Genomic DNA, 22539 nt, shown 5'->3' on the forward strand with positions numbered 1-22539 from the left:
TGGCATCCACGGATGACTGCTCCCACCGTTGCTCAATACGCCCTCAGCCGCCTGTCGCAGCTGGGCATCGACCGCATCTTCGGAGTGCCGGGCGACTACGCCTTTGCCATTAACGATGCAGCCGAGCAGGTGCCCGGCCTGTCGTGGGTGGCCTGCGCCAATGAACTGAATGCCGCCTACGCCGCCGACGGCTACGCCCGCATCCGCGGTGCGGCGATTCTCTCCACCACCTACGGCGTGGGTGAGATGTCGGCGATCAACGGCGTGCTGGGCAGCAAAGCGCATCGCCTGCCGGTGTTTCATCTGGTGGGCATGCCCGGCGAACGCATCCAGAAGCTGGGGCTGATCACCCACCACAACCTGGGCGATGCGGTCTACGACCGCTTCCAGGCCCTCTCCGCAGAAGCGGCCTGCGTGACTGCCGTGCTCACGCCCGACAACTGCGTGGACGAGCTGGAGCGCGTGATCCGCGAGGCCCTGCGCCAGAGCATGCCGGCCTACCTGGTGATCTCGGAGCTGAACGGCGGCCAACCCGTGCTTGGCACACCGGTGACCGGACAACCGCTCACGGCGATCAAGCGGCAACACAGCGTGCCCGAAGAACTGGAGGCCGCGGTGGGCACGATCCTGACCCGTTTGGCTGCAGCGCAACGCCCAGTGGCGGTGCTCACCCACCTTGTGAGTCGTTACGGCGTGCGCGAGCAGGCCCTGGAGCTGATTCGCAAAACCAATCTGCCCACCGCCATCACCCCGAACGACAAGGGCACCATCGACGAAGCGATGCCGCAATACGCCGGGATGTACGCCGGCGACTGGTCATCGTCGAACGAGGTGCGCGATCTAGTCGGCCATGCCGACTTCGTGCTCGACATTGGCGGGATCGTCACCACCGAACTCAACACCGGCCTATGGACCGGCAACTATGACCCCGCCAAGGTGGTGTCGATTCAGGACAACTTCGTGCGCGCCGGCGGCAAGGTGTTCGTGAATGTGGCGATCGACGACGTGCTCAACGCCCTCTGCAGCCGCGTCACCACCCGCTGCCCTGATCACGGGCTGAAACTGGACACCATGCCGCTGGTGGGTGAGCCTGGCGATCCCACCTGTTCCGCCAACCTTTACCCACGCCTGCAGCAACGGCTGCGCTCCGGCGACACGCTTGTGATCGAGACCGGCACCGGCATGATTCACCTCAACAAGGTGCTGCTCCCGGAGGGCGTGAGCGCCGAAGGCCAGGGCCTCTGGGGCTCCATCGGCTGGGCTACGCCGGCCTGTCTCGGGGTGGCGATGGCCAAAACCTCAGGCCACACCTGGATGGTGACCGGCGATGGAGCGCACCAACTCACCCTCAACGAACTGGCCGTGATGGGCCGCTACGGCGTGAAGCCGCGGATCTTCGTGCTCAACAACGGCCTCTACGGCGTGGAGGATGTGATCAGCGAGCGCGGCCATGGCTATGACGACCTCGCCCCGGTGAACTATCACCTGCTGCCCGAGGCCTTCGGCTGCAAGAACTGGATCAGCGCCCGGGTGAGCACAGTGGCCGAACTCGACTTGGTGCTCGATCAGATCGACGCGTACGACAGCGCGGCCTATGTGGAAGTGATGATTCCGAACGAGGAGAGCCAACCGCTACCAGAGAGCACAATCGACAGTGGCTATCTGCTGAAGACCCCTCCGGTCGGCTGACGATCCATGTCCCTCCCCCCCTGGCGGCCGTTGCTCCGCGGCGCCCGCCAGCGGGAGGGGCGCTCCCCCCAGGCCCGCTGGCTGCAGCTGGCCACCCTTGGAGCCGATGGCGCCCCGAGGGTTCGCACACTGGTATTTCGGGGCTGGGCTGGCCCCGCTGAACTCGACCTGCTCACCGATCGCCGCAGCAGCAAAAGCGCGGAGCTCTCGGCCGAACCACGGGTGGAACTGTGCTGGCTCCTGCCCAAAGCCCGCTCGCAGTTCCGCCTGCGGGGCCAGCGCCTGGCGATGCCACCGCAGGCGATCGAGGAAGCCAGCCAGCAGCATTGGCAACAACTCCATCCAGGAGCCCGATCCCTCTGGGGCTGGCCCGAACCCGGCGCCCCCTTCGAGGGGGATGCCGCCTTTCCAGCCGAGTTGGCCGATGGCAGCCCAATGCCGGCCTGCTTTGAGCTGGTGCGGATTGCGATCGAGCAGGTGGAGCTGCTGGAGCTCACCGGCCATCCCCACCAGCGCCGCCGCTGGCGGGCGGATCAGGCCTGGCAGGAGGATCGGCTCAACCCTTGAGTTGATCGTGAAGAGCCGCCAAGCGCTTGGCGTTCACACCCAAGTCGGAATCACCCAGCCGCGACACCGAACGGGCCTGCAGCACACCCGTCGCCGAGTCGGCATACAACTCCAAATCATCGACAAAGCCAAAGAACGCACTCGTAGCAGTGGCATGGAGATAGCCATCAACTTGCTCCACGATTTCGGTGCGGGGCATGGCTTCAATCACCGGCACCAAAGCGTTGAGGGCCGCCTGCGGATCAGTCACGGCCCAATCAGCACGGGCGCAATGCGCAGGGCTCGCGCAGGGCGCAAGCGCACCGCTACGCACACCTAAATCAGCGGGAACCGGCCCCACCCAGTGGAACAGCGCCAGGGTGAGCGTGAGCAGCAAGGCAGTCATGACTGGGGGGCAGCGGCAGGCGCTGGGGCCGGAGTGATCGAGTCTTCCATGCCCAGATCGATCTCACCGATCCAGAGCAGCAGGCCGGCGATACAGGCGATAGCGGCCAACAGCAGCAGCCAGTGACGGCGATCCATCCAACGCAACCCAGCAACAACTGTGGGCCATTGCAGCTCACCGTTGCCATCCTGATACCAGATGCTGCACCGTTTCCCGAGATGGCCTTCCACGCACTGGAGTCACTCCAACCCGCGGCCATCACGGCACTAGCCCAGGCCTGCGAGGCCCTGGTAAGTGCCGAAGGCCAGATCTCCCCCAGCGCGCAGGAGCGCGAGCAGCTGCAGGAGATCTTTCCCGCTCTGGTGGGCACGGCCTGGCCCGCCGATGTAGTGCCGCAACTGCCAGTGGGACTGTCGGGCCTGATCACACAAAAGCGGCAACGCCAGGAGGTGATGCAACTGTTCACCCTGCTGGCCTTTCTGGAGCCTCAGCTGGAAGCCCAGAAGATCGACGTGTTCAGGCGCCTGGCGGATGACCTGGGACTTGAAGCCGGTGTGGTGGAGGATCTCGAGCAGGTGTGCCGCGGCCATGTGCTCAAGGCCTTTGGCGATCTCTACCGGCGCAGCTTCCACGACCTCAACAACGACGGGATGGTGAAGGGCTTCAGTCGCTTCATCCTGCCGATGCTGGGGATCGGCATCGATACAACCCATCAGGCCCGCTACGAAGCCCTGCCCGCCTCATCCCCCGGCAGCTTGGGAGCCGCGCTGAACACGTACTACCAACACAACGGCTTTCCCTACCCCGGTAGTCGCAAAGGACTGCCTTACGACTACGTCGCCCTGCATGACGTGCATCACGTGATTGGTGGCTATGCCACTGACCCCGATGGTGAACTCCAGGTGCTGGCCTTCACCATGGGCCTCTTCCCCGAACACGCCTTGCTGATCGCAATCCCACCGCTGATGCAGTTCCAGGTGGGCATTGCCGATCCCCTCGCTGGCAGTGTGGCGCCGAAACTGAAAGATCAGCTCCGCGCCCCCGCCTTTGCTGCTGCCCTGGAGCGCGGCTCCAACGTGGTGGGTCCGATCAAAGATATCCATTGGGACTTCTGGACCTGGATCGATCGGCCGCTCGAGGATGTGCGCCGCGATCTCAACGTGCGCTGATGCAAGCCCCAGCCCCTCTGCTGCAACGCCTGCAAGCAACAGCCGGCATGCAAGGCGGGCGCCGGCTGGTGCTGCTGCTCACCCAGCTTGGCGACTTCGACTCGATGGAGTACGCCCAGGCCCTGGCACCAGAGCTGCCGAAGCTGGAAGGGGCTGGCATCCACACCCTGGCGATTGCCATTGGCGACGCCGCCGGAGCCGAACGCTTCTGCCGCCACACCGGGTTTCCCCGCACCGCCTTGGAGGTGGATGCCGAGCCCACGCTCCATCGAGACCTGGGGCTCTACGAAGGCCTGAAAACCCCTGGCGGCCCATGGCCCGGGTTGCTGTTGATGTGTGCCGGCATCGGCTCGCCAGGCACCTTGGCTGAGGTGCTGCGCGGCTACACCGGTGATCGCAACGCCCCGCAGCGCATCGACAGCCCGCTGTTCCGCTTCGCTGGTGGAGAGGGGTTCCAACGGCCCTTTGAACTCGCCACCGTGCGGCTGCGCAACATGACGGAGGTGCTGGGCAACTGGGGCACCTATGTACCCCGCAACGACTTCATCACCCAACGCGGCGGCACCTTCCTGATCGATCCCGACGACAGCCTCCTCTACAGCCACCGTGATCCAGGCATCCTCGGTTTCTCCGCCACGATGAACCGGCCCCTCAGCTTCCTTGACCCCTTCCTGTGAAACTGGTGCACCAGCAGCGGCAGGGGCCATGTCTCTCGATCAACTGAAGGCGTTCCTGGCCAAGATGCAGGCCGATGAAAGCCTCAAGAGGCAGGTGCTCGCTGCAGCTACAGCCGACGATGTTGCTCAAATCGCACTGAAGCTTGGCTTTGAGTTCTCAGGGGATGAACTGCTGAGGGCTTCAGGCAAAAAATTCGATCGGGTGACGGTTCGTAAAAACGACATCCCGGGCGAATACAACTAATACAACCGTTCGTACGCCAAGGGCTGACGCGGCTCCAGCTTGAGGCTCCAGATCCCCCCACTCGCCTGACCTTTGAGGTCTTGCAGCAAGGCCTTGGTGTCGCCGGTATTCAGCCAACGGGCCTTCATCGCCGGCAGTGCATCCTGCAGAGCTTCAATGGGAACGGCGACCAGCAACAGGCTGTGATCGCCGCCAGCTCGGCTGAGGGCTCCTTGGTCGCTGCGTTGCCACACCCGGAGCATGAGTTCGAGCGCCTGTTGGTGCCCCACTTCACCAGGATCGGCATCGGCTGCCAGGGGTTCTCGCAGCGATTTGCCCTGCAGCGGCATCGCCCGCTCGCCGTTCTGCTCCAGCAGGGCCAGCGCAATCAGATAAGGAGCGTCAGCCATCGGACTCAAGCAACGGATGCCAATGACACAGTGGACCCTGGCCAGCCCCAATGGCTAGCCCAAAGCGCAGGCCACGCTCCACAAAGCGCTTGGCTTGCTCAACGGCCTCCAGCAGCGGCAAGCCCTTGGCCCGCAACGCCGTGATCGCCGCCCCCAGGGTGCAACCACTGCCGTGGGTGTGGGTGGTTGCCACCGGTTGATGCCGCAACCACTGGCCGGATGCCTGGCGCTGCAGCAAGTAATCGCTACCGCGCAATGCCGGGATGCCGCCGCCTTTGATCAGCACCGCTTGAGGCCCCAGCTCCAGCAGGGCTGCAGCCGCCCGCTCCACATCGCTCGCGCTTTCCACCGGCAACCCGCTCAGCAGCTGCGCTTCGTGGATGTTGGGTGTGATCAGCTCCGCCAGCGGCAGGAGCTGCTGCTGGTAAGCCTCAATCGCATCGGCTTCTAGCAGTACCGAACCCGCCCGCGACACCATTACTGGATCAATCAGCCGCGGAATGGCCAATGGGCGCAACGCGGCAGCGGTGGCCTCGATCAGTGCTCGGTTGAGCAACATCCCGGTTTTCAGCGCCGCCACCGGCAGATCGCTCAACACGGCCTCGATCTGGGCAGTCAGTCCCTCGGGGGGCAGGGCATCCACACGGTTCACACCGCAGGTGTTCTGCGCCGTGACGCAGGTGATGGCCGAGCAGCCATGCACCTGCAGGGCCAGAAAGGTTTTCAGATCGGCCTGGATGCCGGCACCACCGCCGGAATCACTGCCACCGATCGAGAGGGCGATCGCTGGAACCATGGGGTGTGAAGGGCAACCGTGATCCTGGATCCAGGGCCGCCAGCGCCGCCGCGGCCATCACCAGGCCCAGGAGCCACCAACGCCAAGACCTCCGCCCAGACCTGAGCGGCAGGATGCCTTTTCCGCCCTGCTTCACGCCCTGCAGAGGGGTACCGCAACGGCCGCACACCATGCGCCCCCCCAGGCTGCGATCGGCCCGAACGGACCAGCTGCCGCAACGCGGACAGGCCATGGCGAGCTCAGGGCGCGGTTGCGGTCATGTTGGCAACGGCGGACGCGTTATCGGCGAGTCGCCATAGGGCAAGGCCACCGCCACGCCCCCGCGCCGCCAACCAACCCGATGGATCCCGGTGGATCAAGGCGAAGAAAGGCATGCGCTGCGGAGCAGGCGCCGGCAAGGTGCGCTCCACAAGGCGCCATCCCCCCAGGCTGAGCTGCAGCTGCTCAAAGCTGAACAGCAGCAGGGGCCGCTTGCCCTCCAGCCGGCCGCGACCGCGGAAGCGCAGCTCCACCGCCCCCAGATTCACGGCATTGCTGAGCAGCAGGCCCTCTGGATCGGTGCCGATCTCCAGCCGAGCGGACAGCCCACGCAACAGCCAACCACTGAAAGCTGAGGCGCGCTGCTGCCCCTTGGGCCACACCAGCTGAAGCTGCCAGCAACCCTGCAGCGCATCAGCCTCCACGCCACTGCCTGAGCGGCGCGCCTGTTGCTCCAGTTGCAGCAGCTCACGGGCGCTCACCTCTGACGATGCGGATGCGCTCATTGCGGCTTGGTAGCGATCACGGAAAAGAACGGATCCCCCTTGCCGCCCACTAGCCCTTTCAGGCCCGCGGCGCGGGTTTCTTCCGCCACGATCTCGGGTTTGAGCCATCCCTGGGCCATCAACACCTCGGCCACATAGGTGAGGTGATCACGGTCGCTGCCATCCGCCCAGATCTGCGGGGCTTTGGTGAAAAACATCCGATTGGAAAACGACACCATCACCTGCCCGCCGGGACGGGTGATGCGCAGCAATTCGGCGGCCACCGCCTCGGGGTATTGCAGGTATTGCCAACCCGCCACGATCAGCACGGCATCCACGCTGTTGACCTTGAGCGGAATCTCCTGATTGAGGTTGAGGTTCTGCAGCCAATAGCTATCGAGCCGCTTGTTCGCCGCCAGCTCCTTCTCATTGAGGCCGTGGCCGATCACGCGCTCATAGATCCCGTCGTCCGGCAGATGCGACACCCAGCTCGACATCAGGTCGAGCACCACAGCACGGGCCGGGATGCGGTCGCGATAGAGCTGGGTGAGCCGGGCGCGAAAGGCATCGTCGAGATGCTGCACGAACCGGGGTTCGGCATAGAACAGCTGGTCATCGCTGCTGTCCCATTTGCGGCGCTGCGCCTCCGTGAGCACCTGAACCGCCACAACCACCGCACGACTGGCCCGAGACGCTAACGGTGGCAAGGCTGATCTGAGCGATCACACTGCCTAACAGCTGCTTCATCGCCTTGCGAGGCCTCTCTTCAGCCATCTCGGCTGCTGCGCTGATCGCTGTTGCGCCGGGGCATCCTGCCCAGGCCCAACCCGTTGATTGCAACCAAGCCTTCAGCACCGTGGAACTCACGGCGTGCACGCGCGAAGCCCTCGAGCGCAAAAACCAACAGCTCCGGCAGGCGATGCAGGCTGTTGCACGCGAGGCCGCAGCCACACCCGGTGGAACCTTTCAACCCATCTGGACAGACAGCCTCACCAACGTCTTCAAAACCACGCCTGATCCGCTGCAGCAATACGAGGCTTTCCGTGCAGCCCGCAACACCGCCTGCATCTACATGAACTCGCTGTCGCTGCAGGGCACCGGCTTTGGCATCTTCGTGGCCAACTGCGAGATCAAGCTCACCGACGTGTTGCTGGAGAAACTTGGCAACTGATCTGTCCACCGTGGATCTGGCCGTGATCGGGGCCGGCACCGCGGGCTGCGCCCTGGCAGCCGCCCTGCGCCTCAGGGGCTGGAGTGGGTCGATCACGCTGCTGGAGATCGGTCGGGGCACGGGAGGGCGCACCGCCACACGGCGTTCCCGCAGGGATCCGAGCTTCGCCCTCAACCACGGCGCTCCGCTGTTCAACATCAGCGCCAACCCCGAGCCCAGACTGCTTGAACCGCTACGCCAGGGCGGCTGGATCGCGCCCTTCAAGGGTGCGATCTACAGCCTTGATGGTGATGGGCGGCTAGGGGCAGCGCTGCCGGCCCCGCTCAGCAGCGGCGCGCTTTGGCAAGGGTCACCTCACATGGATGGCCTCTGCCGCGGCTTGCTCTCTCTGGCGCAACAGAACCAACCAACGCGGCTGATGAGCGGCACCCTGGTGCGCCAGCTCGAGCCCCTGACCGACGGCAAGGGCTGGAGGCTCTACGGGAGCGAAGGGCAACCGCTGCTGGATTGCCACTGGCTGGTGCTCAGTGGAACCCTGCTGGCGGATCCCCGCTGCCAAGGCGTGTTCGGGTGGTCTGAGGTGCCGCTGCAGCGGGCTGCTGATCAGCGGGGCGATCCACAACTGCTGCAGGCTTCGGCAGCTCTGGCGGCAATCAAATCAACCGCGAGCAGCAACCTGCTGCTCAGCCTCGGCGAGGTGAGCGCCGCCGCCTGGAGGCTGCAACCTTGGTCACTTCTGCAGTTCACCCCGGACGCACAGGAGCGCTGGGGTATCCGGCGGGTCTCGCTGCAGGCGATGGCAGACGGGCGCTGGGGTGTTGTGGTGGAATCCAGCGCCGCCTTCGCCGAGCGACATCTGCAGGTGCATGGCTCGCGCTCTTCAGCGGCCCAGGTCCTGGGCGCGGCACCGCAGCCCCAGGCCGAAGCGCAGGTGATCAAAGCCCTGGATCAGGCCCTGCAGGATGCGCTCAACCTGAGCACCGCCGGCGGCGAGGGTCAGCTGATGCGCTGGGGCGCAGCCTTTCCGAAGGAACCGGGCCTGCCCCCCAAGCTGAGCCTCTGCCCGGACAGCCACATCGGCTTCTGCGGGGATGCGATCGCGGGCCTGGGTTTCGGGCGGGTGGAAGGCGCTCTGCGCAGCGCCGAGGCGCTGGCGGAGCAGCTGCAGAAGGTAGGGGCTGAACAACTTCATTCGGGGATCAACGTTCAGCCAAATTGACAACAGCGAGCTTGAGCCAGCCAGCAGCCCAATCCCGCCCAGAAACCACCACTAAACCCCTATGCAGGCCAGGCGGCAGAGCAACACACAAACCAACCAAAAGACCTCCTGCGTTGGTGAACATTCATCACAACCAAGGCAACACCAGGGTCCACGACTAAGGTGCCCAGAGAATGAATCAAATAATGGCGACATCTTCTCAAGCAAAAAGCCTTCGCCGCCACTTCGATGGCTTGTATGTTTTCGGCGACAGCCTTAGCGACTACGGCTCTCGCGCTGCGGAAGCCGAGAGAGAGGTCTTCTATCCCGATGCATCACCATCCTGGAGTGGCGTTACCTTCAGTAACGGACAAAGCAATTGGCAGACACGCCTGTCCAAAACACTTGGTCTACATCCGGGACGGCTCACCAATCAAGCCAATCTCCCAGCAGATCCCTATTACCTGTACGCCAACAACCTGGTCAGCCCACCAGATCTAGCCAACAAAACGCGCCGCGGCACGTCTTACGCCATTGGAGGCGCCACCACAGGAACCTCCACCATTTATCAAGTCAGCGACCCTGCGCTATCGGCGCAGCTGCAACTGGACAACCTTGGGGTTGCAACTCAGATCAACACAGCCCTCGGTCAGCAGGGAGTACGCCTTGATAGCGATCAACTCGCCGTCGTCTGGGCTGGCGGCAACGACCTTCTACTTGCAGCTGGCGCCGAACAGCCGCTGGATTCAACCCTGAATCAAGTCGTTAACCAATTGCGCAACGACTTGGAAACAACCCTGCGCTTTGGCGATGCGCGGCAAGCGATTCTGGCCGCCATTGCACCGATCACAGGCGACGTGAATGGCGTGGAGTACCAGGCGCCTTTCCTCACGGGCTTGATCCTGGCCGGGAATGCTCCCACAGCCCCCGACTGGCTCAAGCAATGGGTCGCTCAGATCGATGCCGGCATCATCGATCAATTCCGGTCAGATGTAGAGGCCATGGTGGCCGACGTCCAGAAAGCCTTTCCGTACACGAATCTCATCAACTTTAACCCGGAATACCAAGCTCAGTACAACAAGTTTGGCAAGAAACTGGGCGATTTTTCCGACTACGGCATCGAGAACACCCTGATCGCGGCACAAAGCTCGATTGATCAAGGCCAACCCACAAAGAGTTATCTCTACTTCGATGACCTGCATCCGACTAGCAGTGGCCACCACATGCTGGGCAATGCGATTGAACTCACACTCAAGAGCGTTCGGAGCCGCACAGCTGAAGCCACGCTCACCAATACGATCAAGAGTCGAGCTCCCGTGATTCATGGCACACGCGAGAATGATCTGATCATCGGTCAAAGCCGTGATCAGGTTTTGCAAGGGCGACGCGGCAATGACGTGCTGATTGGCCGTGGCCGGGGGGAACTGATCTCCGGCGGACCGGGCGATGATCTCCTCGAAGGACGAGGTGGCGATGAGCGTCTCCGGGGCGACGCCGGGGCAGACTTCTTTCGCTTCACTCAGGCCGACACGGCAGTGGGCGGGCTTGATCGGATCCTTGATTTCAATCCCGAACAAGGCGACCGTCTAGGCATCAATGCTGTGCTCGGCCTATCCAACAGCCTGAGCGGAGCGGGATGGACTTACATCGGCTCCGATTCATTCGATGGCAGCGCTGGCCAACTGCGCTTTGACAGCGGCCTGCTTCAAGGCGACCTCAACGGCGATGGCAGAGCTGAACTTCAGATCCGCCTGAATGGCATCAGCACCTTCAACACTGACTGGATCAGCTGAGGGCGCCTAGAGCCCCAGCTCCTGCAGCAAGGCCTTCTGCTTGGCCAAAGGCACAAAGCTGTGGGCCGCCATCGCCCCGCTCACAGCCACCGGTGGTACACCGATTCCTGGGAACACGCCGGCACCGCAGAGCTGCAGCCCCTCAATCGGCGTGTTGCCAGCGGGGAATGGCGAACGATCGGCGCCGATGGCTGGTCCATAGCTCCCCTGATGCACCCGCAGGTAGCGACGGTGCGTGTGGGGCGTGCCCTGAAGCTCCAGCACGATCCGATCGGCCAGATCGGGCACCAGCTGGCTGAACACCTCACGAAAAATCTCACAACGCTCCGCCTTCAGCGCCTCATAGACCGCACTGCCCGGCTCCAGATCCCGCCAGAGCTCCCACGGCTCATTGGCCGGGCTGTAGGCATGCAGCAGGTGATGGCCCTCCGGCGCCAGCTGCGGATCCAGCAGCGATGGCATGGAGAACACGAGCATGTTGCGCTCGGCACCAATGCCGCGCTGCCAGTCGCCCACCCACACATGGTGGATCGGCAAGGCGTCGACTCCCTCACCACCACGCAGACCCACATGCCAGTGCAGAAAGCTGGCGCAAGCCGGCGTGGCGGCAGTCTGCCGGTGCCAACGCCGTGGCACGCCGTCTTCGGGCAGAAGATCGAGCGTGTCCCAGGGGCTGGCATTGCTCACCACACCGAGCCGTGCATCAAGGAGCTCGCCGTTCTCCAGCTCCACACCGATGGCGCGGTTGCCCTCGAGGCGGATCTGGCGCACAGCAGCTCGGCAGCGCAGCTCACCGCCGTGGCGCCGCAAACCGCGCACCAACGCCTCGGCCACCGCGGCGCTACCGCCAAGGGGGTAGTCGAGGCTGGCATTCGGCTCAAACCATTCGCCGAACAGGGTGGCCATCGCGGCGGCGCTGGTCTGATCCATCGGCAGGCCGGAGATCAGGAAACAGAGCATCTCCACCCAATGGAGCAGGAAGGGATCGCGCAGATGCCGCCGTGCCATCGGCCCGAAGGCCCCACCCAGCGCAGCCAACCGCGGTGCCTGGCGCAACAGCGTGGCCGAACCCCGCGCACCCAACACTCCAGCCATGCCCAGGCCGGGCCGCATCGCCAGCAGCGGGAGTGATCCGGCGGCGCGGCAATAGGGCTCCAACCAGGCCATGAACGCCCGCCACTCCTCGACCGCCGCCGCTCCCCTCAGCTGACGCACAGCCTCGAAAAACGGCTCGGCACCCACGCCGATGCGCAACTGGCCTTCCGGCAGCAGCAGCCCCCACTCTGCGTAGGACACCACCGGCACCGATTCCCCCACCGCCCGCAGCACCTGGGCCAGGGGATTAGCGGAAGGCCAGCGCCCCAGGCCGCTCCAGAGAGACGGCCCGGATTCGAACTGAAAGCCGCGGCGCTCGAAGCCGTGAGCAGCCCCCCCGGGACGATCGTGGGCCTCCAGCACCAGCACCTCCAGGCCGTGGCGCGCGGCCAGGGCTCCGCAGCAGAGGCCCCCGAGGCCGCTGCCCACAATGATCAGATCAGGATGCTGCTGGGCTTTCAGGGCCGCTCGTTCGCGCTGCCCTTCAGTGTGCAGCCCGGCGCCAGAGGCCGAGCCATTCGTTGTCACGAGGTTGGTTGTCGGGGCCAGGGGCGGAATTGGTGGCGGGGAACCACAACTCCTGGCTGAAACCAGCCGCCGTGAAGTCAGCCACCAGCTGGTCGGCATCGCTGCCGTAGGGCGGTCCGCCCGGGCGGCGATGGCACCAGAACAGCCCAAGCAACCAGCCTTCGGGCTGCAGCAGCCTGGCGACAGTGCTGCGGTAGGCCTGGCGTAGGGCCGGATCGATGGCGCAATAACAGGTGTGCTCGAGCACGCCATCGCAACTGGCAGAGCCAAGACCAGCCGCGTCCAGCGCCTCCGCATCGAGCAGATCCGCCTGCACCCAGGTCAGGCGCCCGGCCTGTTCACCATGGAGACGGCGGGCTTCCCGCACAGCTTCAGCGCTGAAATCCAGCCCCACCACCTCAAAGCCCAGCGAAGCCAACAGCGCTGCCTCGTGGCCGCGGCCGCAGCCAGGCACCAGCACCCGCCCCGGCGGCTGCGGTGCCTGGGCCTGCTCCTTCAGAAAGCGTGCAAGTGGCGGCGCCGGCGCACCGAGCTCCCAGCGATCCGTGCCGTCGAGGTAGCGCTGATCCCACCAGGAACCGGTATCGGGCACAGGAGACGTCATGACGCGACAGCAGAAAGCGAGCAGGGGCGCGTGCGATCAAACGCTGCCCAATCGATCTGGGTTGTATCGCCCTGATGCTCGAGCATGTCGACAAAGCAGCGGCCAAAGACGATCTGCTCCACCGGCCAGCTAGCCCGGGCATGAACCGGCCGCTCGAGGGTTTCATCAATACCGGAGAAGGCCACCACCAGTTCTGCATTGAGCTCGCGCAACTGATCCGGGCCCATTCCATGCAGCGGACTGCTGGCATCGATGCGATGCATGGCCGTCCAGATCAACAAAAACGCAATGCCTTGATCACGCTCCAGAGCCAACGGCTTCAGACGGCGCATGCGATGACCCTCGACGCTCACCTCATCCACCGAGAGGAACACCCGCAGGCGAGCCTCCAACAATCCGTTGCGGCGCTCATTGGCCAAGCGAAACGCCAACGTTGGCGAGCCGTTGTAGGTGTGAATCACTGCCAGGTGGGAGAAGCGAATCCGCGCCGTACTCCGGGAAAACCGCGCGAAGGCCAAACCGGTGGTGAGGGCGATGAACAGCAACCCACTGAGGGATTCCGCCGTCACCACGAGATGGGCATAAAGGCTCACTGGGTGCAGAACGCCATAGCCAATGGAGCCGAGGGTTTGCACACTGAAGAAGAAGGCCTCAGCAAAGCTGAGGGCTTCTCCCGTTGCACCACCGATCCCTGCAGGATCCAGCGAGTACAACCCCGCAAACAGCAGATTGATCGCCAGGTAGACCAGCGCCACCGTGACGAGGAAGGCCGGCCAGGACATAGCCAGCGCCAAGAGGTAAGGCTCACGCCAGTGCCGCAGCCAGCCGCCGCGACGATCCATCGAGACCAAGAGACCGGATCGGCGACGCAACCTCTGGACCGATCGATCTGGCGAGGGCGGTTTCATCCGAGCCAACACCCAGGAGCTAGCGCCATTGCGCCTTTCCACATCGTATTCAGTGACGCGCAAACCACGCAGCGGCGATGACCCAAGAGCATGGCCCTGCCATCCTGAAACTGGGATGGCTTGACGGTCGGCGGCTCATCGCGATCGAGGCGCTCAGTCGATGAGTGCGCCCTCCAGCTGAGCATCTTGCAATTGGGTATCCCGAAGATCGCATCCGCGCAGATCAGCCTCCCTGAGATCACATCCGCCCAGATTGGCTCCGTAGAGGCAACTGTCCTTCAAAATGGCGGCATGCAGATTGGCCCCCTGAAGCAGTGCAAAGCTCAGATCTGCTCCAGAAAAATCAGCGTGACCGAGGTCGGTGAGTTGATCCAGGCCTGAGCGGAAGTCGGCCTCGACAAGCCGAGCACCCTGCCAGCGACTCCCGGCAGCCACCACACCGCGTAGACAACACCTGTGCATCAGCGCAAGGCTGAAATTGGCCCCCTGGAGCCGTGATCCCGACAGGTCAGCTTCATGCCAAAACGACGAAGACGCATCAAGTTCAGAAAGGTCGGCGCCCCAGATCAATGCTTGCTGAAAGCAACACCCACGCGCCTGCGCTCTTCGAAACGTTGCATGGCCAAAGCGGGCCTCTTTGAAGCAGCTTCCATCCAGGTTGCATCCGGACAGATCGAGGTCCAGACCATCGATCTCCCCAAGCTTCAGAGAGCGAAGATCCTTGCGTCCAGCCGCTAACGCCTCATACAGCTGAACAAGGTCACTGGGCTGCGGTTCCATTAGAGGATTGCGGCCAGAGCGTTGAGCTGCTGACGGCGCGAGGCGAGCAACAACTTCTCGGCCTGGGCCACCAACTTGAACACGGCCTTGTCGTTCACCTCGTAAAACACCAGCGACCCCTCCGGCCGGCGCTGCACCACACCGGCAATCGTGAGCAGCTTGAGGTGCTTCGACACCAAGGCCTGACTGAGCCTGGTCTTCTCCACCACTGCCGTCACGTTGAGCGGGCCGCCCCGGAGAGCCTCAAGCACCGCCAGGCGATTGGGCTCCGAAAACACCTTGAAGTATTCAGCGAGGTGCTCCATAGCCCCATTAGCCACGCAGCAGAAAGATAGCGCGCTCCAGCGCTCCAGGGATCTCACAGTTGCGTGATCTGCAGGATCATGCTGCCGTTATATGCTGAATCCGCTTCGCTTCGGAGGCCTGCTCCATGGCTGTGCTGCTCGCTCAACCCATCCGCGCCAAGCCCTGGTCATGGCCGCCGGGCTGGGTCGACCAAGAGCCTTTGCTCGAACGTCAACACGACGGGCTCGAGGCCTACCTAGTTGAACTGCTCTCGATCCACGGCCCAATGCACCCTGCCTGGACTGCGGCAGAAGCTGTGGCCATTGAGCGTGGTTGCCGCTGGCTGAGCTGGGACTTGCGCCTGCAACTGCGCCTGGAGGAACGCTGGCTCTCAGCGCAGGGCTGCCTCTGCCCCGGACACCGCGGCTTGCATCGGCAAGCCGTCGAAAACACAAAAGCCGCTCTGCTCGAGACCTCCGGCGATCGCCAGGCACGCCTGCGCTGGTTGCTCGCACTGCAGAGCTGGTTCACCAACCACCGCCACGGCCCCGATGCCACGGCCTACGGCATCGCCCGCTCCAACGCTTCTGCCCGCTGATGACTGCCACCTCTCCCCAGCTCACCGCTCCCCAGGCCTCGGCTGCCCCGCACCTGAGCGAAGACCTACTCACCCCGCGCTTTTACACAACCGAAATCGCCAAGGCAGCCCGCACGGATCTCGATGCGGAGCGCCCCGCCTTCGAGGCAATGCTTGGCGAAATGGAGGCCGACTACAACCGCGACCACTTCGATCGCAAGGCGCCCCTGGATCGCGTGCGCGACCTCGCCCCCGAGCAAAAAGAAGCCTATGAAAGCTATCTGGTGCGCTCCTGCGTGTCGGAGTTTTCGGGATTCCTGCTCTTCAAAGAACTCTCCCGCCAGCTCAAGCTCGCCAAACGGCCTGAGCTCAGCCGCCTGTTCAACCTGATGGCACGCGATGAAGCTCGCCACGCGGGCTTTCTGAATCGAGCCCTAGTGGCCGAGGGCATTGTGATCGATTTGCCGTCCCTCAGTGGCAAACGGCCGGTGACCTGGTTCCCGTTGAATTGGGTGCTCTATTCGGTATATCTATCCGAAAAGATTGGCTACTGGCGCTACATCCTGATCGATCGCCATCTCAAGGCCAATCCCGAGAACGCCTTCGCACCGCTGTTCGATTTCTTTGAGCCCTGGTGTCAAGACGAGAACCGCCACGGCGACATCTTCAACATGCTGATCCGCTGCTGGCCCGGCCTCAACAGCGGGCTGCGCGGCCGGTTGCTCAGCCGCTTCTTCCTCTGGAGCGTGTTTCTCACCCACAGCCTCACGGTGTGTGAGCGCGGCAACTTTTATCGCCTTCTCGGCATGGATCCCGACCGTTTTGATGCGGAGGTGATGCGCCAGACAAACCGCACGGCCCGCCGCGCCTTTCCGGTGGTGTATCAGCTAACGCCCACCTATTTCGAGCTGCGCGATCAGTTGGTCGACACCTTCCGAGGGATGAAGGCCTGCCAGGCGCAACCCATGCGCCAACTCGGGCTGAAGCTGCACTTCGCCAGCCTGCTGCTGCGCCAGTTCCTGCAGCCGATGGAGCGTTCCGATGCCCCGCTGGCTGAGGTATCGGCATGACCACCCTCTGGAGCATGCCGCCGCTGAGGAGAGGCATCAGCGTGAGCCCCCGCCGCCAGCGGCGCCGCTGGGGCACCACCGTGTTCATGGTGGTGATTCACGCCCTCGCCCTGGTGGCGTTGTTGCCCCGCTTCTGGAGCTGGGAGGCGATCGGCACGCTGTTGGTGCTCTATTGGCTCACCGCCTGTGTAGGGGTCACGCTCGGTTACCACCGCCTCCTGGCCCATGGCGCCTTCACGGTGCCCCGCTGGCTGGAGGCGCTGATCACCACCTGCGGCACCCTCAGCTGCCAGCACGGCCCGATCGACTGGGTGGGGCTGCACCGCCACCACCATCTCCATTCCGACGATCCGGCCGACCACCACAACAGCCATCTCGGTTTCTGGTGGAGCCACTTCGGCTGGATGCTGCGGGATGTGCCGGCCCAGCGCTACGTGCACCAGCTCACGCCCGACATGCAACGTGTGCCCTACTACCGCTGGCTGAACCGCAACTTTCTGCTACTGCAGCTGCCGCTGGCGGCACTGCTCTACGCCCTAGGCGGCTGGCCCCTGGTGCTGTGGGGCATTCCGCTGCGGCTCGTGCTTGTGTACCACGTCACCTGGCTGGTGAATTCCGCCACCCATCGATGGGGCTATGTCAGCCATGCCAGCGGCGATGGCTCCCGCAACAACTGGTGGGTGGCGCTGCTCACCTTCGGCGAGGGTTGGCATAACAACCATCACGCCTATCCCAGCAGCGCCCGCATGGGGTTCCGCTGGTGGGAGGTCGACCTCACCTGGCAGCACATCCGCCTGCTGCATCGCCTCGGCCTGGCGCGCCGGATCCGCCTGGCCCCGGTGCTGGTGACCCGAGCCGCTGCAGGCTCGCCCTCCTGATCCGCACCCCTTCCACTGTGATGACCACACCATCCACAACACAGCTCGACATCACCTCTTCCGCCTACCGCAACGCCTACAGCCGCATCAACGGCATGGTGGTTGTGGGAGAAGGTCTGGCTGACCGGCACTTCCGCCTCCTCGCCAGGGCCATTCCGGAAGACCAGCAGGAGCTGGAGAGGCTGGCGGCCATGGAGGGCCGCCACGCCAGCGATTTCGTGGGCTGCGGCCGCAATCTTGGGGTGAAGCCCGATGTGGGGCTAGCCCGGCAGCTCTTCGCGCCCCTGCACGCCCTGTTTCTGGAGCGCGACCGCGCGGGCGATCTGGCCGGCTGCCTGGTGATCTAGGGGCTGGTGGTGGAGTGCTTCGCCGTGGCGGCCTACAGCCACTATCTCCCCGTGGCCGATGCCTATGCGGCACCGATCACCGCGGCTGTGATCGCGGATGAAGGCGAACACCTCGGCTATGCCGAGCGCTGGCTGCGGGAGCGCTTTGCCGCCGTGGAAACGTCTGCTGCCGCGATCGCGAAGCGGGCTCTGCCGATCACCCTCAGCATCCTGCAGAGCCTCGCCGCCGACCTCCAGGCGATCGGCATGGATCCGATCGAGCTGCTGGCCAGCTTCAGTGAGCTCTTCCAGCAGGCGCTGGAAACGGTTGGTTTCGAGCCGCCTGCGGCCCGGCGGATTCTGGCCGGGGCCGCGGCGGCCATGGTCTGAGCGACGCTCAGCCGACGTTGGCCAACGGCACAGGAGCGGGAAGCTGCAGCGCCTCATCCATCAGCCAGGCGCTGCTCAGGCTGATGGGCTGCAACTGCCCCCCCGAAGCGCAACTGCAACCACTCCGCCGCTCGCGGTTCACGGATCGCCAGAGCCTCGTTGCTGCCCGCGCTGAGCTCCAAACCGCAAAACCGGAGCTCGGCCAGGCGCTCCGGCGACAGATACCAGAGGCCGCCGCTGCCATCGCCGAGATGGCGGCGGCGTTCCTGCATCAATTCGCGCAGCTGACCATCACCGCTGAGCTGGCGACTGGGGGCCAGCAACAGCTGCACATCAAGCTGCGACTGAAACGGCTGAGAAGCGAAGGGATGAGCCATCGGCGCGGTTACAACGAAATTACAACCAGAGAACTGTGTAACAACAGTAGCGTTATAACGTTGGCTTAGTTCGCACCGCGGTGCCGCGGTTGCATCCATGCTTGATTCCACAGCTCAGCTGCCTTCGATTTCCGACCACGCCGGCCCCGCCGACGCCCAGCTGCGCAAGGGCTTCGGCCCGCGGGTGCGCAAGCTGCATGCCCGCATCGGTAAGGCCCATCACCAGGCGGAGGGCATGGTCTTCTCCCGGGCCCTGCTCAACGGCCAGGCTTCGCCCCGCCAGTTGGCCGCCTTGATGCGCGCCCTGGCACCGGCCTACGCCCTGCTGGAGCAGGCAGGACCAGAGCTGGCCTCCGCCCTTGGAGCCCGCTCGATTCCCTGGGCAGCGCTGGAGCGCACCACCGCTCTGCAACACGATCTAGCCGCGCTCTCCACGGTGGAGGCCACACCCCCATCCGCGGCCGCTGCGATCTGGCTGGAGCAGCTCCGGCTACTGGCCCGCCAGGATCCCCACCGCTTTATGGCCCATGTGTATGTGCGCTACGGCGGCGACCTCTCCGGCGGCCAGCAGCTGGGGGAGCAGGCCAACGCCATCCTGCGCAGCCACGAGCGACCGGCCCTGAACTTCTGGGCCTTTGACCAGGATCGCTCCACCCTCAAGCATCAACTTCACGACGGCTTCGAGGAGATGGACCTCTCCGCAGAAGAAGAGGAGGAGCTGCTGGAGGAAGCCGTTCTGGCCTTCCACACCACCCAGCGCTTGCTGGCTGAGCTGGCCCAGCTGGGCTGAACCGCCTGCGCCATTGATTCCCACGCCCACCCTCCACCTCTGCCATGCCTGCTGCCGCCACCACCAGCCTCAGCCCGATCGAGCTGCTGCTCAAATACGACAAGCCGGTTCCCCGTTACACCAGCTACCCCACGGCGGCAGCCTTCACCCCGGCGGTGGGGGATGCGGAGCTGCGGGCGCAGTTGGCTCAGCCCACCACGGCGCCGTTGTCGCTGTATGTGCATGTGCCCTTCTGCCGCCATGCCTGCTGGTATTGCGGCTGCAACCGCATCACCACGCAGCTGGGCTCGAAGGTGGTGGAGCCGTATCTGGCGGCCTTGGCCAAGGAACTGGAGCTGATCAGCGCGGCGATGCCACAGCGGCGGCGCCTGGCCCAGCTGCATTGGGGCGGTGGCACGCCCAACTATCTCAATGCCGACGAAACGCGGCAGCTCTGGCAACTGATCGAGCGCCATTTCGATCTGGAGCCGGATCTGGAGGCCTCGATTGAGGTGAATCCCGAATTCCTCAGCCGTGATGCGGCCCTGCAGCTGCGTGCCCTGGGCTTCAACCGCATCAGCTTCGGCATTCAAGATGCCGACCCTGAGGTGCAGAAGGCGGTGAATCGGGTGGTGCCCGCCGAGCAGCTGAGGCGGGTCATGGGTTGGCTGCGGGAGGCAGACTTCGCGAGCGTGAACGTGGATCTGATCTGCGGCCTCCCCCTGCAGACCCCCGATCGCTTCCGCACGACCCTGGAGCTGGTGCAGGAGCTACGCCCCGATCGCATCTCGCTCTTTTCGTTTGCCTATCTGCCGGAGCAACTGCCACTGCAACGCAAGATCGCGGCTGATGATCTACCGAGCCAGCGGGAGCGGATCGTGATGCTGGAAGACGCCCAACGCCTGCTCTGCTCCGGCGGCTACGAAGCCATCGGCATGGATCACTACGCCCTGGCTGGCGACAGCCTGGCCGCCGCGGCCCGAAGCGGCCGCTTGTATCGCAATTTCCAGGGCTACACCACCGGCGGCGAGCTGGAGCTGCTGGGGGTGGGGCCCACGGCGATCAGCCAATTTCCCCACCTGTTCGCCCAGAACGAGCGTGATCTCAAGGCCTACAGCACGGCCCTGGCCGAAGGGCATCTACCCGTGGAACGAGGCTTGGTGGTGCGCGATCCGGAGGTCCTGGAGCGCCGTGAGCTGATTCGCCAGGTGATGTGCACATTCAGCCTCGAGCTTGAGCTCGAGCGCTATGCCCTCGAGTGGCAACAGCTTCAGGAGTTGGCCGGCGATGGGCTGGTGCACTTAAGTGAACACAGCGGCCGCGGGCAGGCCACGGTGACAACCGAAGGCCGCTGGCTGATCCGCACGATTGCGGCTGTGCTGGATCCAGCGCAGCGGCAACGCGCCTCGGGCTCAAGGCTGGTTTGATGGCGCTGCGGGCAGGTTGCTGAGGGCAGCCACCTGGTCGGGGCCGAGCAGAAGCTCTGCCTCCCCATCCGCCAGAACCAGCTTGAGATGCAGGGGCAACACCGCACTCGGGCGAGGCTGCAGGCCCTCCAGATCGAACTGAGCCGACTGAAGCGGCAATGCCGACTCACCTGGCGCCACGAGCTCGGCACTGCGGTTGTCGAGCTGCCAGCGGTGGCCAAGGCCGTCATCGAGCTGCAAGGGCTGATGGTGATCCAGGGCCGCTGCAGGTGTGCGGGCCGTGAGCCGCAGCCTCCAGCCCGGGGCGTAAGCGGGATCAGGCTGCGGGAACACCACCAGCCCCCAAGGCTCACCATCGCCATCGCGGAGATCCCAGCGCTGGATCTCCGCCGCCCCGGCGCCGGCTGGAAGGAACACGAAAACCAAGGCCAGCAGGAGGCCCCAAAACATTTGAGCAGAAATACGCATGGCGAAATCTCGCGCTTAGGAGTTCATAACGGTAGTGTAGTTATAGGAAGAGGGGATGACCTCCTTGGCTTCCGGTCCTGCACTCTTTGCAACCATGACCACAACCTCCTTGGCCCCTGCGCGTGGATCGCGCTGGCTGGCCTTCAGGGACTGGGTCACCAGCACCGACAACCGCCTTTACATCGGCTGGTTCGGCACCCTGATGATCCCCACCCTGCTCACGGCGACGATCTGCTTTGTGCTCGCCTTCATCGCTGCACCGCCTGTCGACATCGACGGCGTGCGCGAACCCGCGTCTGGCGGGCTGCTCTACGGCAACAACATCATCACGGCCGCTGTGGTGCCCAGCTCCAATGCCATCGGCCTGCACTTTTATCCCATCTGGGAAGCCAGCAGCCTGGATGAATGGCTCTACAACGGAGGGCCTTACCAACTGATCATTTTTCACTTCCTGATCGGCATCTTTTGCTGGATGGGTCGGGAGTGGGAACTGAGCTATCGCCTTGGGATGCGCCCCTGGATTGCCGTGGCCTACAGCGCCCCGGTGGCTGCCGCCACCGCCGTTTTATTGGTGTACGCCATCGGCCAGGGTTCGTTCTCGGATGCCTTACCCCTCGGGATCTCAGGCACCTTCAACTTCATGTTGGTGCTGCAGGCCGAGCACAACGTCTTAATGCACCCCTTCCACATGCTCGGTGTGGCTGGCGTGTTTGGCGGTTCGCTGTTCTCAGCGATGCATGGCTCCTTGGTGACCAGCTCACTGGTGCGTGAAACCACTGAACAGGAGTCTCAGAACCGTGGCTACAAGTTCGGGCAGGAGGAGGAGACGTACAACATCGTGGCCGCCCACGGCTACTTCGGTCGCCTGATCTTCCAATACGCGAGCTTCAATAACAGCCGCAGCCTGCACTTCTTCCTGGCAGCCTGGCCGGTGGTCGGCATCTGGTTTGCCGCCCTGGCGGTAGTGAGCTTCTCCTTCAACCTCAACGGCCTCAACTTCAACCACTCGGTGCTCGACAACCAGGGCCGTGTGATTGAAACCTGGGCCGACATCCTCAACAAGGGTGGACTGGGGATTGAAGCGATGCACGAGCGCAATGTGCACAACTTCCCGCTCGATCTGGCCGCTACCAACGTTCAGCCTGTGGCTCTCACAGCACCTGCGATCGGTTAGTGGGGCTTTGAACCCCGCCCAGCTGATCAGGGCACAAGGGCTTGGTTGAACCAGGCCCTTTT

28 protein-coding genes and 1 pseudogene are annotated in these 22539 nt (G+C 64.2%); 15 read left to right on the top strand and 14 right to left on the bottom strand.

The features are described from left to right. Positions 1-12 precede the first annotated feature (12 nt). Positions 13-1689 (top strand): thiamine pyrophosphate-binding protein, encoded by a 1677-nt coding sequence (locus H9532_RS00265; protein ID WP_296364605.1) that lies wholly within the window; start codon positions 13-15, stop codon positions 1687-1689. Between the two features lie 6 nt (positions 1690-1695). Continuing rightward, a complete protein-coding gene (locus H9532_RS00270) occupies positions 1696-2256 on the top strand; it encodes a pyridoxamine 5'-phosphate oxidase family protein (protein WP_296364608.1) in 561 nt (186 codons plus the stop codon). On the opposite strand, the gene H9532_RS00275 is transcribed toward H9532_RS00270, so the two are convergent. Further along, the gene (locus H9532_RS00275; protein WP_296364609.1) at positions 2246-2641 is read right to left on the bottom strand and encodes a DUF1499 domain-containing protein; all 396 of its coding nucleotides are present in this window, start codon (positions 2639-2641) and stop codon (positions 2246-2248) included. The two genes, H9532_RS00270 and H9532_RS00275, sit on opposite strands and share 11 nt — an antisense overlap. Next, on the bottom strand, positions 2638-2778 hold the full coding sequence (locus H9532_RS00280; protein ID WP_010309998.1) for a hypothetical protein: 141 nt from the start codon (positions 2776-2778) through the stop codon (positions 2638-2640). The genes H9532_RS00275 and H9532_RS00280 overlap by 4 nt, the downstream gene beginning before the upstream one ends. Before the next feature lie 81 nt (positions 2779-2859). Here H9532_RS00280 and H9532_RS00285 point away from each other — a divergent pair, with 81 nt between their 5' ends. Genes H9532_RS00285 through H9532_RS00295 form a run of 3 tightly spaced genes read left to right on the top strand, consistent with a single transcriptional unit; the run spans position 2860 to position 4731 of the window. Continuing rightward, on the top strand, positions 2860-3810 hold the full coding sequence (locus H9532_RS00285; RefSeq protein WP_296364612.1) for a hypothetical protein: 951 nt from the start codon (positions 2860-2862) through the stop codon (positions 3808-3810). Then, the gene (locus H9532_RS00290) at positions 3810-4487 is read left to right on the top strand and encodes an AhpC/TSA family protein (protein WP_296364614.1); all 678 of its coding nucleotides are present in this window, start codon (positions 3810-3812) and stop codon (positions 4485-4487) included. Before H9532_RS00285 ends, H9532_RS00290 begins: the two co-directional genes overlap by 1 nt. Positions 4488-4515: 28 nt before the next feature. Then, complete coding sequence (locus tag H9532_RS00295) at positions 4516-4731, top strand: Nif11-like leader peptide family natural product precursor (protein ID WP_296364617.1); 216 nt, start codon at positions 4516-4518, stop codon at positions 4729-4731. Here the strand turns inward: H9532_RS00295 and H9532_RS00300 are convergent. The 5 genes from H9532_RS00300 to H9532_RS00320 are packed head-to-tail and all read right to left on the bottom strand — an operon-like array spanning position 4728 to position 7327. Further along, entirely contained in the window at positions 4728-5120 is a 393-nt protein-coding gene (locus H9532_RS00300) for a hypothetical protein (protein WP_296364619.1), read from the bottom strand. The genes H9532_RS00295 and H9532_RS00300 overlap by 4 nt on opposite strands. Beyond that, positions 5113-5916: a bifunctional hydroxymethylpyrimidine kinase/phosphomethylpyrimidine kinase gene (gene thiD / locus H9532_RS00305; protein WP_296364620.1), complete on the bottom strand. Its 804-nt coding sequence runs from the start codon at positions 5914-5916 to the stop codon at positions 5113-5115. Before thiD ends, H9532_RS00300 begins: the two co-directional genes overlap by 8 nt. Beyond that, positions 5879-6148: a hypothetical protein gene (locus H9532_RS00310; RefSeq protein WP_296364622.1), complete on the bottom strand. Its 270-nt coding sequence runs from the start codon at positions 6146-6148 to the stop codon at positions 5879-5881. Before H9532_RS00310 ends, thiD begins: the two co-directional genes overlap by 38 nt. 7 nt (positions 6149-6155) lie before the next feature. Further along, complete coding sequence (locus tag H9532_RS00315) at positions 6156-6680, bottom strand: hypothetical protein (protein ID WP_296364624.1); 525 nt, start codon at positions 6678-6680, stop codon at positions 6156-6158. Further along, positions 6677-7327 (bottom strand): methyltransferase domain-containing protein, encoded by a 651-nt coding sequence (locus tag H9532_RS00320; protein WP_296364626.1) that lies wholly within the window; start codon positions 7325-7327, stop codon positions 6677-6679. Before H9532_RS00320 ends, H9532_RS00315 begins: the two co-directional genes overlap by 4 nt. An 83-nt stretch (positions 7328-7410) precedes the next feature. Here H9532_RS00320 and H9532_RS00325 point away from each other — a divergent pair, with 83 nt between their 5' ends. The 3 genes from H9532_RS00325 to H9532_RS00335 all read left to right on the top strand — a co-directional run bounded on the left by H9532_RS00325 (position 7411) and on the right by H9532_RS00335 (position 10821). Beyond that, positions 7411-7830, top strand: a complete 420-nt coding sequence (locus H9532_RS00325) for a lysozyme inhibitor LprI family protein (RefSeq protein WP_296364628.1) — start codon at positions 7411-7413, stop codon at positions 7828-7830. Beyond that, the gene (locus H9532_RS00330) at positions 7820-9049 is read left to right on the top strand and encodes an NAD(P)-binding protein (RefSeq protein ID WP_296364630.1); all 1230 of its coding nucleotides are present in this window, start codon (positions 7820-7822) and stop codon (positions 9047-9049) included. Before H9532_RS00325 ends, H9532_RS00330 begins: the two co-directional genes overlap by 11 nt. A 185-nt stretch (positions 9050-9234) precedes the next feature. After that, positions 9235-10821 (top strand): SGNH/GDSL hydrolase family protein, encoded by a 1587-nt coding sequence (locus H9532_RS00335; RefSeq protein WP_296364632.1) that lies wholly within the window; start codon positions 9235-9237, stop codon positions 10819-10821. A gap of 6 nt (positions 10822-10827) precedes the next feature. Here the strand turns inward: H9532_RS00335 and H9532_RS00340 are convergent, their stop codons facing one another. The 5 genes from H9532_RS00340 to H9532_RS00360 all read right to left on the bottom strand — a co-directional run bounded on the left by H9532_RS00340 (position 10828) and on the right by H9532_RS00360 (position 15041). After that, complete coding sequence (locus tag H9532_RS00340) at positions 10828-12345, bottom strand: NAD(P)/FAD-dependent oxidoreductase (protein ID WP_296364634.1); 1518 nt, start codon at positions 12343-12345, stop codon at positions 10828-10830. Positions 12346-12400: 55 nt separating this feature from the next. Then, a complete protein-coding gene (locus H9532_RS00345) occupies positions 12401-13048 on the bottom strand; it encodes a methyltransferase domain-containing protein (protein WP_296364637.1) in 648 nt (215 codons plus the stop codon). Then, a complete protein-coding gene (locus H9532_RS00350) occupies positions 13045-13890 on the bottom strand; it encodes an ion channel (protein WP_296364638.1) in 846 nt (281 codons plus the stop codon). The genes H9532_RS00345 and H9532_RS00350 overlap by 4 nt, the downstream gene beginning before the upstream one ends. A 219-nt stretch (positions 13891-14109) precedes the next feature. Then, positions 14110-14736 (bottom strand): pentapeptide repeat-containing protein, encoded by a 627-nt coding sequence (locus H9532_RS00355; RefSeq protein ID WP_296364640.1) that lies wholly within the window; start codon positions 14734-14736, stop codon positions 14110-14112. Then, positions 14736-15041, bottom strand: a complete 306-nt coding sequence (locus H9532_RS00360) for a metalloregulator ArsR/SmtB family transcription factor (RefSeq protein WP_296364642.1) — start codon at positions 15039-15041, stop codon at positions 14736-14738. The genes H9532_RS00355 and H9532_RS00360 overlap by 1 nt, the downstream gene beginning before the upstream one ends. Before the next feature lie 125 nt (positions 15042-15166). Here H9532_RS00360 and H9532_RS00365 point away from each other — a divergent pair, with 125 nt between their 5' ends. The 4 genes and pseudogenes from H9532_RS00365 to H9532_RS00380 all read left to right on the top strand — a co-directional run bounded on the left by H9532_RS00365 (position 15167) and on the right by H9532_RS00380 (position 18262). Next, complete coding sequence (locus tag H9532_RS00365) at positions 15167-15619, top strand: hypothetical protein (RefSeq protein ID WP_296364644.1); 453 nt, start codon at positions 15167-15169, stop codon at positions 15617-15619. Then, positions 15619-16668, top strand: coding sequence for a magnesium-protoporphyrin IX monomethyl ester (oxidative) cyclase (gene acsF, locus H9532_RS00370; protein ID WP_296364646.1), 1050 nt, complete (start codon positions 15619-15621; stop codon positions 16666-16668). The genes H9532_RS00365 and acsF overlap by 1 nt, the downstream gene beginning before the upstream one ends. Continuing rightward, the gene (locus tag H9532_RS00375; RefSeq protein ID WP_296364648.1) at positions 16665-17546 is read left to right on the top strand and encodes a fatty acid desaturase; all 882 of its coding nucleotides are present in this window, start codon (positions 16665-16667) and stop codon (positions 17544-17546) included. Before acsF ends, H9532_RS00375 begins: the two co-directional genes overlap by 4 nt. A 20-nt stretch (positions 17547-17566) precedes the next feature. Next, positions 17567-18262, top strand: a pseudogene (locus H9532_RS00380) (long-chain fatty aldehyde decarbonylase). A 53-nt stretch (positions 18263-18315) separates the two neighbouring features. On the opposite strand, the gene H9532_RS00385 reads toward H9532_RS00380, so the two are convergent. Further along, positions 18316-18639 (bottom strand): hypothetical protein, encoded by a 324-nt coding sequence (locus tag H9532_RS00385; RefSeq protein WP_296364650.1) that lies wholly within the window; start codon positions 18637-18639, stop codon positions 18316-18318. A 97-nt stretch (positions 18640-18736) separates the two neighbouring features. Between H9532_RS00385 and H9532_RS00390 the strand changes: the two genes are divergently transcribed. Continuing rightward, positions 18737-19429 (top strand): biliverdin-producing heme oxygenase, encoded by a 693-nt coding sequence (locus tag H9532_RS00390; protein ID WP_296364652.1) that lies wholly within the window; start codon positions 18737-18739, stop codon positions 19427-19429. Positions 19430-19473: 44 nt separating this feature from the next. Then, the gene (hemN, locus tag H9532_RS00395; protein WP_296364654.1) at positions 19474-20835 is read left to right on the top strand and encodes an oxygen-independent coproporphyrinogen III oxidase; all 1362 of its coding nucleotides are present in this window, start codon (positions 19474-19476) and stop codon (positions 20833-20835) included. On the opposite strand, the gene H9532_RS00400 is transcribed toward hemN, so the two are convergent. Beyond that, positions 20821-21285: a DUF3122 domain-containing protein gene (locus H9532_RS00400; protein WP_296364656.1), complete on the bottom strand. Its 465-nt coding sequence runs from the start codon at positions 21283-21285 to the stop codon at positions 20821-20823. The genes hemN and H9532_RS00400 overlap by 15 nt on opposite strands. Positions 21286-21397: 112 nt before the next feature. Between H9532_RS00400 and psbA the strand changes: the two genes are divergently transcribed. Further along, complete coding sequence (gene psbA / locus H9532_RS00405; protein WP_296364658.1) at positions 21398-22477, top strand: photosystem II q(b) protein; 1080 nt, start codon at positions 21398-21400, stop codon at positions 22475-22477. Positions 22478-22539 lie beyond the last annotated feature (62 nt).

The sequence above is a fragment of the Vulcanococcus sp. Clear-D1 genome (assembly GCF_014654725.1).
In the GTDB taxonomy this organism is placed as follows: domain Bacteria; phylum Cyanobacteriota; class Cyanobacteriia; order PCC-6307; family Cyanobiaceae; genus Vulcanococcus.